The 15223-nt window shown below is 71.7% G+C and carries 12 protein-coding genes; 4 read left to right on the top strand and 8 right to left on the bottom strand.

Annotated elements, in window-relative coordinates; genetic code table 11:
- The first annotated feature begins 18 nt into the window (after positions 1-18).
- Positions 19-1389 carry a TrkH family potassium uptake protein gene (locus tag ACVGV2_RS13860; RefSeq protein ID WP_459165992.1) on the top strand — a complete coding sequence of 457 codons (1371 nt, stop codon included), beginning with the start codon at positions 19-21 and terminating at the stop codon, positions 1387-1389.
- Positions 1382-2047 (top strand): potassium channel family protein, encoded by a 666-nt coding sequence (locus tag ACVGV2_RS13855; RefSeq protein WP_459162782.1) that lies wholly within the window; start codon positions 1382-1384, stop codon positions 2045-2047. The genes ACVGV2_RS13860 and ACVGV2_RS13855 overlap by 8 nt, the downstream gene beginning before the upstream one ends.
- Before the next feature lie 96 nt (positions 2048-2143).
- Here the strand turns inward: ACVGV2_RS13855 and ACVGV2_RS13850 are convergent, their stop codons facing one another.
- The 7 genes from ACVGV2_RS13850 to tkt form a co-directional block, all read right to left on the bottom strand.
- Positions 2144-2776 carry a VanZ family protein gene (locus ACVGV2_RS13850; RefSeq protein ID WP_459162781.1) on the bottom strand — a complete coding sequence of 211 codons (633 nt, stop codon included), beginning with the start codon at positions 2774-2776 and terminating at the stop codon, positions 2144-2146.
- A 503-nt stretch (positions 2777-3279) separates the two neighbouring features.
- Positions 3280-4038 carry a 6-phosphogluconolactonase gene (gene pgl / locus ACVGV2_RS13845; RefSeq protein WP_459162780.1) on the bottom strand — a complete coding sequence of 253 codons (759 nt, stop codon included), beginning with the start codon at positions 4036-4038 and terminating at the stop codon, positions 3280-3282.
- Positions 4035-5018 (bottom strand): glucose-6-phosphate dehydrogenase assembly protein OpcA, encoded by a 984-nt coding sequence (locus tag ACVGV2_RS13840; RefSeq protein WP_459162779.1) that lies wholly within the window; start codon positions 5016-5018, stop codon positions 4035-4037. The genes pgl and ACVGV2_RS13840 overlap by 4 nt, the downstream gene beginning before the upstream one ends.
- Positions 5015-6550: a glucose-6-phosphate dehydrogenase gene (gene zwf, locus ACVGV2_RS13835; protein ID WP_459162778.1), complete on the bottom strand. Its 1536-nt coding sequence runs from the start codon at positions 6548-6550 to the stop codon at positions 5015-5017. Before zwf ends, ACVGV2_RS13840 begins: the two co-directional genes overlap by 4 nt.
- Complete coding sequence (locus ACVGV2_RS13830) at positions 6547-8178, bottom strand: glucose-6-phosphate isomerase (protein ID WP_459162777.1); 1632 nt, start codon at positions 8176-8178, stop codon at positions 6547-6549. Before ACVGV2_RS13830 ends, zwf begins: the two co-directional genes overlap by 4 nt.
- A 121-nt stretch (positions 8179-8299) precedes the next feature.
- Positions 8300-9406, bottom strand: coding sequence for a transaldolase (gene tal / locus ACVGV2_RS13825; protein ID WP_459162776.1), 1107 nt, complete (start codon positions 9404-9406; stop codon positions 8300-8302).
- Between the two features lie 14 nt (positions 9407-9420).
- A complete protein-coding gene (tkt, locus tag ACVGV2_RS13820) occupies positions 9421-11490 on the bottom strand; it encodes a transketolase (RefSeq protein WP_459162775.1) in 2070 nt (689 codons plus the stop codon).
- Between the two features lie 498 nt (positions 11491-11988).
- Here tkt and ACVGV2_RS13815 point away from each other — a divergent pair, with 498 nt between their 5' ends.
- Positions 11989-12921 (top strand): heme o synthase, encoded by a 933-nt coding sequence (locus ACVGV2_RS13815; RefSeq protein WP_459162774.1) that lies wholly within the window; start codon positions 11989-11991, stop codon positions 12919-12921.
- Positions 12922-12965: 44 nt separating this feature from the next.
- The gene (locus tag ACVGV2_RS13810) at positions 12966-14012 is read left to right on the top strand and encodes a hypothetical protein (RefSeq protein ID WP_459162773.1); all 1047 of its coding nucleotides are present in this window, start codon (positions 12966-12968) and stop codon (positions 14010-14012) included.
- Between the two features lie 76 nt (positions 14013-14088).
- Here ACVGV2_RS13810 and ACVGV2_RS13805 read toward each other — a convergent pair whose 3' ends face one another.
- On the bottom strand, positions 14089-15063 hold the full coding sequence (locus ACVGV2_RS13805) for a quinone oxidoreductase family protein (RefSeq protein ID WP_459162772.1): 975 nt from the start codon (positions 15061-15063) through the stop codon (positions 14089-14091).
- Positions 15064-15223 lie beyond the last annotated feature (160 nt).

The following is a 15223-nucleotide window of genomic DNA, read 5'->3' as shown; positions in this document are numbered from 1 at the left end:
CGGGTGTTTTCGGCAGGCATGGCGTCGGTGAACACGCCTTTGGCGAGTGCGCAACGGCGGGGTGCGGCGTTGTTGCGCCGACCGCCCGTTCTCGTCGTGGTCGGGTTCGCCCTGATGATCGCTGTCGGCACTGCTGTGCTGATGTTGCCGATGGCGACCGAGACCGGCGAGGTCGACTTCGTCACCGCGTTGTTCACCGCCACCTCGGCCGTGTGCGTGACCGGGCTGATCGTGGTGGACACGCCGACCTACTGGTCCACTGCGGGCGAGGTCGTCCTGCTGGTGCTGTTCCAGATCGGCGGTGTGGGCATCATGACGCTGGCCTCGCTGCTGAGTGTGGCGGTGTTCCGGCGGTTCGGCCTGCGCATGCGGTTGAGCGCGCAGACCGAGACGAAGACCGCCGGGCTGGGCGAGGTGCGCGGTGTGGTGTGGCGCATCCTCGCGCTGGCGGTGACGATCGAGGCGGTCACGGCGGTTTTCCTGGTCACGCGTCTGCACGTGGCCTACGGGCGGGAGTGGCCGCGGGCGCTGTACGAGGGGGTCTTCCACGCGGTGTCGGCGTTCAACCACGCCGGTTTCGCGTTGTACTCCGACAGTTTGAGCGGTTTCGTCGGCGATGCGTGGATCTGCGTGCCGGTGATCGTCGCCGTCGTCGCGGGCGGGCTCGGTTTTCCGGTGTGGTTGGAGCTGTTCCGCCGGTTCCGCGTGCCGCGGCACTGGAGCCTGCACACCAAGATCACGCTGCTGGCCACGGGCGTGCTCTTCGTGGTGGGCATCGTCGCGGTGATGGCGGGTGAGTGGACCAACAGCGCCACGCTCGGGCCGCTGCCCGTGCCGGAGAAGCTGCTGGCCGCCACCTTCGCCGGCGTCATGCCCCGCACGGCCGGGTTCAACACCGTTCCGGTGGGGGAGATGCACTCGGTGACGCTGCTCGTGCAGGACGTGCTCATGTTCATCGGCGGGGGCAGCGCGGGCACTGCCGGCGGCATCAAGGTCACCACGTTCGCGCTGTTGGCGTTCGTCGTGCTCGCCGAGGTCCGCGGGGAACCCAGCGTGCACGTGATGGGGCGTAGGATTCCCGAAGGAGTGCAGCGGCAGGCGCTGACCATCGTGCTCATCGGCGTGGCCGCTGTCGTGGCCTCCACGATCGTGCTGCTGGCCATCACTCCGTTCCGGCTGGACCGGGTGCTGTTCGAGTCGATCTCGGCGTTCGCCACCGTGGGGCTGTCCACGGGGATCACCGCGGATCTGCCCGCGGCGGGCAAGGTCATGCTGGTGGTGCTGATGTTCGCCGGGCGGCTCGGTCCGATCACGCTGGCCTCGGCGCTGGCGCTGCGCGAGCGCACGCGCCGCTACGAACGACCGGAGGAGCGACCCATCGTTGGCTAGACGAGGCACGGAGAACCAGATCGTCGTCATCGGCCTGGGCAGGTTCGGCAGCTCGCTGGCGAGCGAGCTCCTCCAGGGCGGGGCCGAGGTCATGGGCATCGACACCCACCCCACGGTGGTGCAGCGGCGCGCCGACTCGTTCACGCACACGGCCGTGGCCGACACCACGGATCCGGAGAGCCTGCGCCAGCTCGGCGTGCACCAGTTCCGGCGCGCCGTCGTGGCCATCGGCACCAGCTTGGAGGCCAGCATCCTCACGAGCTCGCTGCTGGTCGATTTCGGCATCCCGAAGATCTGGGCCAAGGCGACCAGCCGCCAGCACGGCCGGATCCTGGAGCGGGTCGGCGTGCACTACGTGGTCCTGCCCGAGCACGACATGGGCGAGCGCGTCGCGCACCTGGTGACCGGGCGGATGCTCGACTACATCGAGATCGAGGAGGACTACGCGCTGGCGAAGACGCTGGCGCCGGCGGAGGCGGTGGACCGCGCGCTCGGCGAGAGCCAGCTGCGGCACAAGTACGGCGTCACCGTGGTGGGCATCAAAACACCGGGGCACGAGTTCACCTACGCCACACCCTCGACCGTGGTGCAACACGGCGATGTGCTCATCGTCGCCGGCAACACGCGGGCCGTGGAACACTTCTCCGACATCACCTGAACCGGCTCGCCGCTGCGCCGATTCCGCCTCCTCGGAGCCCGTGCGGTCTGTGCCGGCTACCGGCGGCCCCGGCGGCGCGCGGCTCGGGAGGCGGGGTCAGGCGGTGCTGGTGGCGCGCTGCCGCGCGAGGCGTCGCGGCCGGTGGGTCGCGGGGTGCGTCCGGAGATCGCCGGTGATCCGGTGCTCGGTCGTTGCGAACGCGGCCCGGATCCGTCCGGGCGCGATCGTCAGCAGCGCGCCGACCGCGGCTCCGGTGGTGTTGAGCACGATGTCGTCGGTGGAGGCGACACGGCCGGGGATCAGGAAGAACTGGGCGATTTCGATCCCGCAGCTCAGCAGCAGACCGCTGAGCGCCGCTCTGCCGATGTGCTGGAACCAGCCCAGGCGCAGCGGTGCGAGCATCCCCAACGGCAGGAGCAGCATGAGGTTGCCGCCGAGCTGCACCCACGGCAGGAGGTTGTCCGGGGCTGCGGACAGCGCGGTGGCGAGGTCCGTGCCGGGGCCCGGCCCGACCGGGCTGCTCGGGCCCGGTTGCGGTGTGCCGACCAGGAACGCCACCGACAGGGCCGCGAACACCAGGGCGCCGTCGATCATCGGATCGCTCGGGTTGACCCGTGGTGCGCGCCCGCGCCGCAGCAGCGCCGAGAGCGCGCACGCCGCGAGCCCGGTCGGCAGCAGAACGGTCAGCATCGGGGCGAACCCGTGGAAAGCAGTAAGCGGTTGAGGCACGTTCGCCGCACCTTTCCCGGCCGGACGGGCCGGTCCTCGTGCGGCCACCGGCAACAGCGCACTCCATTGTGGAATGCCGATGACCTGTTCCGACAGGACGTGTTCACCGGGAGGCGAGCCGTCCGCGGCGGTCCGCGGGAACCTGCTCAGGAATGCGCCTCCGGTGGACGCGGTCGGGTATCAACTCGGTCACGATCGAATATATCTCCGACCGGTGCGGGACGCCCGTCTCGCGGGAATACGTCACACGTCCCTTGACGATCCACAGTGGATACTCGTGTCCGGTTCCTGCGCGATGCCGCGCATATCCTGAAAATAGGTGCGCTGCGCGAAAATTCGGAAGCGCTCGGGCGAACAACCCGTCAACGCGAGGCGAAACGGGCGGAATTGCGCCTCGTTGTTCGCCCGAGCCGGGCTTCCGCGATCCTGCGCCCGGCAGCGGTGATCACCGGCGCCGGATCTGTCCTGAGTGATCAGCAGGGCTGTGCGCACGAGACGGGACGTCAGCCCGCCGGCAGCTCGGCCGCGGCCGCCTCGTCCAGCAGGTACAACGTCCGCTGCCGCCCCCGCGCGCCCGCGGCGGGGATGTCCTCCGGCGGGGTGGCCGTGGACAGCGCTGCGGCCACGGCCTGGGCCTTGCCGGAGCCGGTCGTCATCAGCCACACCTCGGAGGCCGCGTTGATCGCCGGCAGCGTCAGCGAGATGCGCGTCGGTGGCGGTTTCGGGCAGTCCCGCACGCCGACGACGGTGCGCACCGACTCCCGCACGTGCTGGGTGTCGGGGAACAGCGAGGCCGTGTGCCCCTCCTCGCCGAGCCCGAGCAGGCACACGTCGAACCGCGGCACCTGCGGGTGCGCGTCCTCCGGAGCGTGCTGGGCGAGGACCTCGGCGTAGTGCGCCGCGGCCGCCTCCACGTCCTCGCCGAACGCCCCGTCCGCGGGCGGCATGCAGTGCACGCGGCGCGGGTCGAGCGGCAGGTCGTCCAGCAGCGCCTTCCGCGCCTGCCCCTCGTTGCGCTCCGCGTCGTCCGCGGGCACGTAGCGCTCGTCGCCCCAGTAGACGTCCACGCGCGACCAGTCCACCGCATCCCGGGCGGGGGCCGCGCGGACGTGCTCCAGCACGGCGTTGCCGGTGCCGCCGCCGGTGAGCACGACCGAGGCGGTGCCGCGTTCGGCCTGGGCGTCGGCCAGTTTCGTGATCAACCGTGCTGCGGCCGCAGCGGCGAGCAGATCACCGTTGTCGTGGACGAGGGCGGTGGTCATGCTCCGGTCTCCGTTCCTGCTGCGGCCTGCTCCTGCTCGGAGCTCTGCGCGTCGTCCGGGCCTTGCCGGTCGACCCGGTCGAGCCAGCCCAGCGTCTCCTCGTAGATCTCGTCGCGGTCGAGGCGGCGCAGCTCCTCGGTGAGGCAGTCCCGCACGTGCCGGCGCTGCAGCGCCACTCGCCGCTCCGGCTGCCCGGGCTGGGTGAGCGTGCCGGTCTGGCCGTCCGGCCGGACGATCTCGACGTTGCCGGAGGGGCGTTCCAGCACGGCAGAGACGATGCCGGGGCCGCGTTCGTGCTCCTGGCGCCGCACCGTGATGTTCAGGTTGCTGGCCAGCCACGCGGCCAGCAAGTCCGTCGACGGCGAGTCCGCGGCACCGGTGACCGCGGCCCCGGTGATGCCCTCGTGCGGCGGCAGGTCCAGCGAGGCGGTCAGCAGCGCGCGCCACGAGGTCAACCGGGTCCAGGCCAGGTCCGTGTCACCACCGGCGTAGGACTTCGCCCGCTGCCGCAGCGCCTGGATCGGGTCGACCTCGGCGGCCGCGTCGGTGATCCGCCGGTGCGCCAGCGCCCCGATCGCGTCCTTGGCCGGCGTCTCCGGGGAGTCGGAGGGCCACCAGACCACCACCGGGGTGTCGGGCAGCAGCAGCGGCACCACGCTGCCCGCGCCCTCGTCCGCGAGCGGGCCGTACAGCCGCAGCACGAGCACCTCGGAGGCCCCGGCGTCACCGCCGATGCGGATCTGGGCGTCCAGCCGCGGAGCGGCCTGCCGGGCCCCGCGCGCCACCACGATCACCCGACAGGGGTGCTCGCGGCTGGCGTCGTTGGCGTCCTGGATGGACTGCTCCACCTCGGTGCCGTCCCCGGTGACGATGACCAGGGTCAACACCCGGCCCAGCGCGACCGCACCACCGGTCTCGCGCAGCTCGACGAGCTTGTTGTTCACCTGCGACGTGGTGGTCGACGGCAGGTCGATGATCACGGTCGCCTCCAGGAGCGTCCACTGCGGGCCAGCATCTTGTCCGCCGACTGCGGGCCCCACGTGCCCGCCTTGTACTGCTCGGGCTTTCCGCGCTCGGCCCAGTGCGCCAGCACCGGATCGAGGATCTGCCAGGACAGCTCGACTTCCTCGTTGACGGGGAACAGCGAGGGCTCCCCGAGCAGCACGTCCAGGAGGAGGCGCTCGTAGGCCTCCGGCGAGGTCTCGGTGAAGGCGTGCCCGTAGCCGAAGTCCATGGTCACGTCCCGGACCTCCATGGAACTGCCGGGCACCTTCGCGCCGAAGCGCATGGTCACGCCCTCGTCCGGCTGCACCCGGATGACCAGGGCGTTCTGTCCGAGCTCTTCGGTCATCGTGCTGTCGAACGGCAGGTGCGGGGCGCGTTTGAACACCACGGCGACCTCGGTGACCCGCCTGCCCAGCCGCTTGCCGGTGCGCAGGTAGAACGGCACGCCCGCCCACCGCCGGCTCTCCACTTCCAGGGTGATCGCGGCGAAGGTCTCCGTGGTGGAGTCCGAGGCGAAACCGCCCTCCTCGTGCAGGCCGGGGACGAGCGAGCCGCCCTGCCACCCGCCGGTGTACTGGCCGCGGGCGGTGGTCTGGTCGAACGGCCCGACCGGCTTCGTCGCCGAGAGCACCTTGCTCTTCTCCGCCCGCAGGTCCTGCGGGGAGAACGAGACCGGTTCCTCCATCGCCGTCAGCGCCAGCAGCTGCAGCAGGTGGTTCTGGATGACGTCGCGGGCGGCGCCGATGCCGTCGTAGTAGCCGGCGCGGCCGCCGAGACCGATGTCCTCGGACATGGTGATCTGTACGTGGTCCACGTAGTGCGAGTTCCACAGCGGCTCGAACATCTGGTTGGCGAACCGCAGCGCCAGGATGTTCTGCACCGTCTCCTTGCCGAGGTAGTGGTCGATGCGGAACACCGACTCCTCGGGGAAGACCTCGTTGACGATGCGGTTGAGCTCCTGGGCGCTTTCCAGGTCGTGGCCGAAGGGCTTCTCCACGACCACGCGCCGCCAGCTGTCCTCCGACTGCTGCGCCAGGCCCGAGCGGGACAGCTGGGTGAGCACCGTGGGGAAGGCGTTCGGCGGCACCGACAGGTAGAACGCGTGGTTGCCGCCGGTCCCCCGGTCAGCGTCGAGCTCCTTGACGGTGTCGGCCAGCTGGTCGAACGCGTCGGGGTCGTCGAAGGAGCCGGAGACGAACCGGAAGCCCTCGGCCAGCCGGTCCCACACGGTCTGGCTGAACGGGGTCCGCGCGTTCTCCTTGACGGCTTCCCGCACGATCTGCTCGAAGTCCTGGTTCTCCCAGTCGCGCCGGGCGAAGCCGGTCAGCGCGAAGCCGGGCGGCAGCAGGCCCCGGTTGGCGAGGTCGTAGATCGCCGGCATCAGCTTCTTGCGGGAGAGGTCCCCGGTGACGCCGAAGATCGTCAACCCGCACGGGCCGGCGATGCGCGGCAGTCGCTTGTCGCGCGGGTCGCGCAGCGGATTGCTGTTCTCGGTGGAGGCGGTCACGCCGCACCCCCTCGGGGGAGTTGCTGGATCGCTTGCATGAGCTCGACGAGTCCCGCAGCGCGGTCGGTCAGGTGCAGCCGCAGCACGGGGCGGCCGCGCTCGGCGAGCACCTGGCCGTCACCGAGCGCCTGGGCGCGCTGCAGACCGCCCAGCGTGTACGAGCGGTCGGTCACCTCGAGGTCCTGCTCGGAGGAACCGGTGATCTGCAGGAACACGCCGTTCTGGTGCCCGCCCTTGTGGTACTGGCCGGTGGAGTGCAGGAACCGCGGGCCCCAGCCGAAGGTCGTCTGCAGGCCCGTGCGGCGGGCGATCTCGGAGCGCAGCACGGTCGCCGAGGCGTCCTCCAACCGGTCGAGGTAGGCCTGGACGGCCACGTAGCCGGTGCTCGGCGCGTGCGCCAGGAACACGCGCAGCGCGTCGCGCACCGAACCGGTGCCGGCGCTGAGCCAGTCGCCGCCGGGGTGCACCTCGATGGAGCCGTCCACCAGGGCCGGCGTGGCCGCGGGGCCGCCGGTCGGCCCGTCGAGCAGCGCGCGGGTGGCCTTCTTCGCCGCCTCCACGTCGGGCTGGTCGAACGGGTTGATGCCGAGCAGCCGGCCCGTCACCGCTGTGGCGAACTCCCACAGCAGGAACATGGCGCCGAGCGGGCCGGTGGTGGACACGGCCGCGCCGGAGGCGGCGGGGCCCACGGCGATCGTGGTGGCGTCGGAGCCGGCGTCGCTGAAGCCGGGGGACTCGGGGCTCTCCACGACGACGGGCAGCAGGCCGGTGCCGTTCTTGCCGGTGGATTCGGCGATGAGCTGCTCCACCCAGTCGCCGAAGCCGGAGAGGTCCGAGCCGGTGTCGGCGAACACGGCCTTCTCGGCGCCGCCGCCGTGCGCGGCGCCCAGCGCCGCGGCCAGCCACAGGGCGGGGTTGTCGGTGCTGTCGGCGCGCAGCCGGTCGAACACGGCGGCGGCGTCGTCGAGCAGCGTGGCGATGTCCGCGCCGGCGAGCCCGGCCGGGACCAGCCCGAAGGCGGTCAGCGCCGAGTAGCGGCCGCCGACGTTCGGGTCTGCGGTGAACACCTTGCGGTAACCGGCCTCGTGCGCGGCCGATTCCATGGGCGAGCCCGGGTCGGTGACGACGATGATCCGGCTCACAGGATCGATTCCGTCGTCGGAGAAGGCCTTCTCGAAGATCCGGCGGTGGCTGTCGGTCTCCACGGTGGTGCCGGACTTCGACGAGAGCACGAGGACGGTGCGGGTCAGGTCGCCCTGCAGCGCATCGGCCACCTGACCCGGGTCGGTCGTGTCCAGCACGGTCAACCGCACGTTCGCCGTGGCGGCGATGACCTCGGGCGCCAGCGAGGAGCCACCCATGCCGGCCAGGACGATGCGGTCCAGGCCCTCGGCGTGCAGCTCGGCGCGCAGCGCGTCGATCTCGGCCAGCAGCGGGCGGGAGCTCTCGTGCAACGTCGTCCAGGACAGCCGGACGGATGCCTCGCTCTCGGCCGCGGGGCCCCACAGCGTGGGGTCGCCCGCCGCGAGCTTGCCGGCAACCTCCTCGGCGGCGAGCCGCTCGACCAGCGGTCGAGCCTCGGCCGCCAGCGTCACATCGGGAATGTCGACGGAAAGATCGGTTGCCAATGTCGTTCCTTTTGCACGATCGGTGATGTGGCGGGCAGCGACCACAGTGTCGCCCATCCGGGCCGGCGCGGCAGGCAGCACGCGCCGCACCGGCCCGGATCCCAACGGACGGGAGGGGCGGTCAGCCGCTCCGCTGCAGCTGGTCGGCCACGGTGTCGAGCAGTTCGTTCCAGGACTTGGCGAACTTCTCGACGCCCTCGCGCTCCAGCACCGCGTACACGTCGTCGAGGTCGATGCCCAGCTCGCTGAGGCGGTCGAAGACCTGCTGGGCCCGTTCGGCGGTGCCGCTGACGACGTCGCCGCGCACGTCGGCGTGGTCGGCGGTGGCGTAGAGGGTGTCCTCCGGCATCGTATTGACCGTGTTCGGCGCGACCAGCCCGTCGACGTAGCGGGTGTCGGACATCGACGGGTCCTTCACACCGGTGGAGGCCCACAGCGGGCGCTGCTCGTGCGCACCGGCGGAGGCCAACGCCTGCCACCGCTCGGTGGAGAAGCGCTCCTGGTAGGCGGCGTAGGCCAGCTGCGCGTTGGCGATGGCCGCCTGCCCGGTGAGGTCGTCACCGCCGTCGATCCGGGCGATCCGCTTGTCGACCTCGGAGTCCACGCGGGACACGAAGAACGACGCGACGGAGAAGATCGCGCTCAGGTCGTGGCCGTTGGCCTTGGCCCGCTCCAGGCCGGCCATGAACGCGTCCATGACCGCCTTGTAGCGCTCGACCGAGAAGATCAGCGTCACGTTGACGCTGACGCCCTCGGCCAACGTGCGGGTGATCGCCGGCAGGCCCTCCTCCGTGGCGGGGATCTTGACCATGAGGTTCGGCCGGTCGACGGCCTTCCACAGCTCCAGGGCCTCGGAGACGCTGCGCTCGGTGTCGTGGGCCAACCGCGGGTCCACCTCGAGCGAGACCTTGCCGTCGACGCCGCCGGTGGCCTCGTAGGTCTGCCGGAACACGTCGGCCGCGTCCCGGACGTCGGCGGTGGTCAGCTCCCGCACCGCGTCGTCCACGCCGGCACCGCGGGCGGCCAGCTCGCGGATCTTGGCGTCGTAGTCGGCCTCGTTCGACATGGCCTTGGCGAAGATCGTGGGGTTGCTGGTCACGCCCACGACCGCGTAGTCGCGGATCAGTTCGGCGAGGTTGCCGGATTCGATGCGCTGGCGGGACAGGTCGTCCAGCCAGATCGACACCCCGGCCTGGCTCAGCGCCGTGAGGTTCGCGTTGCTCGTCACTGGTGTTCCTCCGCTCACGCGTTGCGTGTGTTGCTCAGGCTGCGCCGGGCGGCGTCGACGACCGCGTCGCTGGTGATGCCGAACTCGGCGTACAGCGTCTTGTAGTCCGCCGAAGCGCCGAAGTGTTCGAGGGAGACCGCCTCGCCGGCGTCACCCACGAATCGTTCCCACGGCTGGGCGATGCCGGCCTCGACGGAGACCCGGGCGCGCACCGCGGACGGCAGCACCTGTTCGCGGTACGCGGCTTCCTGCGCGTCGAACCACTCCACGCACGGCATGGACACCACACGAGTGGAAACGCCGTCGGCCTCGAGATTCTTCCGCGCCTCGACCGCGAGGTGCACCTCGGAACCGGTGGCGATGATTGCCACCTCCGGGTTCCCGTCACCCGCCTCGGCCAACACGTATCCACCGCGGGCGACGCCCTCGGCGTCGGTGCCCTCCAGCGTCGGCACGCCCTGCCGGGTCAGCGCCAGGCCGGCCGGACCGGTCGGGTTCTCCAGCACGGTCCGCCACGCGGCCGCGGTCTCGTTGGCGTCGGCCGGGCGGATCACCGACAGGCCGGGGATCCCGCGCAGCGAGGCGAGGTGCTCGATCGGCTGGTGCGTCGGACCGTCCTCGCCGAGACCGATCGAGTCGTGCGTCCAGACGTAGACCACGGGGGTGCGCATCAGCGCGGCGAGCCGCACCGCGGGGCGCATGTAGTCGCTGAACACCAGGAACGTGCCGCCGTAGGGGCGGGTGCCGCCGTGCAGCGCGATGCCGTTGAGCACCGCGCCCATCGCGTGCTCGCGGATACCGAAGTGCAGCGTGCGGCCGTAGGGCTGCGCGGTGAACTGCGGCGTGGAGATGCTCTCCGGGCCGAAGGAGTCCACGCCCTTCATCGTCGTGTTGTTGCTGCCGGCGAGGTCGGCCGAACCGCCCCACACCTCCGGCAGCACGTCGGCCAGCGCCGACAGCACCTCACCGGAGGCCTTGCGGGTGGCCACGCCCTTGGCGTCGGGCTCGAAGCTCGGCAGCTTCTCCTGCCAGCCGGCGGGCAGCTCGCGCTTGCGCAGCCGTTCGAGCAGCGCGTGGCGCTCGGGGTTGGCCGCGGCCCAGGTGTCGAACCGCTGCTGCCACGCGGCGCGGGCGGCCTTGCCGCGCTCGGCGACCTGGCGGGCGTGGGCCAGTACCTCCTCGGAGATCTGGAAGGACTGCTCCGGATCGAAGTCGAGCGCCTTCTTGACCTCGGCGACCTCGTCGGCCCCGAGCGCCGCACCGTGCGCGTCACCGGTGTTGATCTTGTTCGGCGCCGGGTAGCCGATGACGGTGCGCAGCACGACCAGGCTCGGGCGGTCGGTCTCGGCCTTGGCCGCTTCGAGCGCCTCGAGCAGGCCCTGCACGTCCTCGCCGCCGTGCACGGTCACCACGTGCCAGCCGTAGGCCTCGTAGCGCTTGGCGGTGTCCTCGCTCAGGGCGATGTCCGTGTTGTGCTCGATCGAGATCTCGTTGGCGTCGTAGATCACCGTGAGGTTGCCGAGCTGCTGCGTGCCGGCGAGCGAGGAGGCCTCGGAGGTGACGCCCTCCTCGATGTCGCCGTCCGAGGCGAGCACGTACACCTGGTGGTCGAACACGCTCTCGCCGGTCGCCGCCTCCGGGTCGAACAGGCCCCGCTCGCGGCGCGCGGCCATGGCCATGCCCACGGCGGTGGCCAGCCCCTGGCCGAGCGGTCCGGTCGTGGTCTCCACGCCGGTGGTGTGGCCGTACTCCGGATGCCCCGGGGTCTTCGACCCCCAGGCCCGCAGCCCCTCGATGTCGTCCAGTTCCAGCCCGTAGCCGGACAGGAACAGCTGCAAGTACAGCGTGAGGCTCGAGTGCCCGGCGGAGAGCACGAAGCGGTCGCGCCCGAGCCAGTCGGGGTCGCCGGGATCGTGCCGCATCACGCGCTGGAACAGCGCGTAGGCGGCGGGGGCCAGGCTCATCGCGGTTCCGGGGTGGCCGTTGCCGCGGTTCTCCACCGCGTCGGCGGCCAGGACCCGGACCGTGTCGACGGCGCGCTGGTCCAACTCGGACCAATCGTCGGGAAGGCGCTTCGTGGTCAAGCGTTCAAGATCGTCGGTGACGGACACGGACGCAGCTCCAGTAGTTCCCTCGGCGCGGTGGGCGTGCCTGTACCCACCGCGGTTGTCCTCGTCCGACGGGCAGCTTAATCGTGCCGGTTCGGGCACGGCCCACCCGCCGGTGTTGCCGTCGGCCGCGCAGGGCGGTGCGGACCCGCGCGCGTAGCAGACCGGTTCGCCGGGGATCGTTGCAGAGGCGCTCGCGGTCGGCCCGGCCGGGTTCGAAGCGCGGCGGGACGTGGTCGAATCGCCGGGATCGGTGTCGGGGCCGCGCGGCGGTCCCCGCCTGCGCGGGACCACCTTCCAGCGTACGCCCGTACGGTTGCTGCACGTGGAAGCCGGGTTGATCGCTCGGGCCAGCCCCGGGCACGCACGTTCGCGTAGCGCGCCTACTATTCGGGGAGGCCGGAGTTTTCGTGCGAAACAGGTGCGAAGCGCCGGCAGTCGAGAAGCGAGGAGCCAGCCGTTGGTGAGCGCGTCGTGACCAGCACGCTCGAAAACCCCGTCCGGCACGCTCGGCGTCCCGTCGAGCTGCTCAAGGCCTACGCCGGGTTGATCAAGCTGTACGTGATCGAGCTGCTGCTGGTCACCACGATCCCGGCGATGCTGCTGGCCCAGCGCGGCATCCCGCAGCCCGGGCTGGTGCTGGCGACGCTGGTCGGCGGCGGCATGGCGGCGGGCAGCGCGAACGCGCTCAACTGCGTCGCCGACGCGGACATCGACCAGGTGATGCACCGGACGCGCGCGCGTCCGCTCGTGAAGCACACCGTGTCCAACCGGCACGCCCTCGTGTTCGGCCTCGTCCTCGGCGCCGGTTCCTTCGCCTGGTTGTGGGTGACGGCGAACCTGCTGGCCGGTGCGCTGGCCGTGGCCACGATCCTGTTCTACGTCTTCGTCTACACCCTGCTGCTCAAGCGCCGCACCACGCAGAACATCGTCTGGGGCGGCGCCGCCGGCTGCATGCCCGCCGTCATCGGCTGGGCCGCGGTCACCGGTCGGGTGGAGTGGCCCGCGCTGGTCATGTTCGGCATCGTGTTCTTCTGGACGCCGCCGCACACCTGGGCACTGGCGATGAAGTACCGGCAGGACTACGCCCGCGCCGGTGTGCCGATGCTGCCGGTCGTCGCCGAAGCCGCCGACGTCTCCCGCCGCATCCTGCTGTTCAGCTGGCTCATGGTCGTGTGGTCGCTGCTGCTCGTGCCGGTGGCCGGCTGGCTCTACGCGGTTTGCGCCGTGCTCGCCGGGGCGTGGTTCGTCGGCATGGCCCACCGGCTGCACGCGCGGACCAAGCGCGGTGAGCGGACCAAGCCGATGCGGCTGTTCCACATGTCCAACACCTACCTCATGATCGTGTCGGTGGCGTTGTCGGTGGACTCCGCGCTGAGCCTGGCCGTGCTCGGCTGGCCTGTCTGAGCAGAACTGCGCGGTCCTAAGCTGAACAGCATGAGGTGGTCCTGATGGAACCCCGGCTCACCGAGCAGCAGCGCGCCGCGGTCCACCGCCTCGTCGAGGAGGGGACGCTCGGCCGCGAGCAGGCGGACGCCGTGCTCACGGCGCTGCAACACCCGACGGCGGGGCAGGACCCGGACGCGTCGCCCGGTGCGGGAACGGGCGAGCGGGAGCGCAGCGGCACCGCGCCGCGGCGGGGGCGTTCCCGGCGCGGCGTGCTCTTCGAAGTCCTGGCCTACGTGGGCGGCGCTCTCGTGCTGGGCGCTGCCGTGTCCGTGTTCTCGTTGACCTGGGGCGAGCTGGGCCGCACCAGCCAGGTCACCGTGCTCGGCGTGATCACCGCGGTGCTGCTGTTCGCCGCGCTCGCCTTCGGCGGTCCGCCGCGCGCGCTGCCGCGGTTGTCCGGGTCGCGGCAGCGCATCGTCTCGCTGCTGCTGGCCTTCGCCGGTATCGCCCTCGCCGGGGCGGTCGGCATCGCGGACTCCGGCCACGTGGGCAACGTCGACTGGTCGGCCACCGGCTTCGTCGCGGTGCTGCTCGGCTACCTGCTCGTTCCCGCGGCACCCGGTGTGCTGCTGACGTGCCTGTTCAGCGCGCTGCTGACCGGTGCCCTCGTCGAGCAGTACGGCAGCGGCGCCGGTGCGGTGGGCACGGCGCTGCTGCTGCTCGGAGTCGTCTGGGCGGTGCTGGCCCAGACGGGGGCGCTGCCGCAACGTGCGCTGCCGACCAGCGCCGGGTTGATCATCGCCCTGGTCGGCGCGCAGTGGCTGCAGGGCGTCGCGCTGCCCTGGGGGTACGGCCTGACTCTCGCGTTGGCCGTGCTGTGCTTCGCCGGGTTCTTCGCCCGCCGCGACCAGGTCCTGCTCGCCGGCGGCGTGGTCGGGCTGACGATCGGAGTGCCCGAGGCGGTGTGGGACCTCACCGGGGGAATGCTGAGCGGGCCGGTCGTCGTGCTCATCGCCGGAGCGGTGCTGCTGGTCAGCGCCGCGCTCGGGGTGCGGTGGGAGCGCTCCCGCGCGCAGCCCTCCCGCGCGCAGCCCTCCCGCTCCGCGTGACACGCCGACCAGCGCGGGGCGGTCCGCGGCACGTCGAGCGGGAGCGCGGTGCGGCGGTGTTGCTCGGCCAGCTGGGTTACTCGCCCGGCTGGATCAGCAGTTGGCCGCTGGTGCGCCGGCCTTCCAGGTCGCGGTGCGCCCGAGCGCTGTCGGCGAGCGGGTAGCTGGGGCCGATCTGCGGGCGCAGCCGCCCTTCCTCGATGCGGTTCCACAGGTCCCCGGCGCGCCACTGCAGCTCGGTGCGGGTGAGGATGTGGTGCGCCAAGCTCGGCCGGGTGAGGAACAGCGAGCCGCCGGAGTTGAGCCGCTGCGGGTCGATCGGCGGCACCGGCCCGCTGGCCGCGCCGAACAGCGCGAGCACACCGCGCGGGCGCAGGCTGGACAGGCTCGCCTCGAAGGTGTCCTTGCCGACGCCGTCGTAGACCACGTCCACGCCGCGGCCGTCGGTGAGCGAGGAGATCTCCGCGGCCACGTCCTCCTCGGTGTAGCGGATGATCTCGTCGGCCCCGTTGTCCCGGGCGATGCGCTCCTTCTCGTCGGTGGACACGGTGCCGATGACGTTGCCGCCCGCGGCTTTGACCAGCTGCGTCAGCAGCAGCCCCATGCCGCCCGCGGCGGCGTGCACCAGCGCGGTCTCCCCGGTGGAGACCGGGTAGGTGCTGGTGACCAGGAAGTGCGCGGTCATCCCCTGCAGCAGCGAGGCCGCTGCGGTGCGGTCGTCCACCCCCGCGGGCACGCGCACCGCCTTGTCGGCCGGGATCACGGCGCGTTCGGCGTACGCGCCCGGGGTCATGGCCCACGCGACGCGGTCGCCCGCGGCGAACTCGGTCACGTCGGCACCGGCCTGCACGACGTGCCCGGCGCCTTCCACGCCCGGGGTGAACGGCAGCGTCATCGGGTAGAGCCCGCTGCGCTGGTAGGTGTCGATGAAGTTCACCCCGGCGAAGGTGACCTCGACCAGCAGCTCGCGCGGTCCCGGTTCGGACGGCGTGACCTCGGCCGTCTCCAGCACCTCCGGCCCACCGTGCTCCCGTACCTGTATTGCGCGCATGCGCCCACCTTCCACGCGTTGATCGGACCGCACCAGCGTAGTGTTCGCGCTCGCCCGCGCGCGATCTCGGCCCGGTGCGCTCGCCTGCTGCGGGCACCCGCGCGGGTGGGAGGCGTGCGCCACTCCCGGGCTCCGGACCGGGCGGATCCGCGGCTACGAT

The organism is Bounagaea algeriensis, from assembly GCF_054491375.1.
This window is presented reverse-complemented; position numbering and strand designations above follow the sequence as displayed.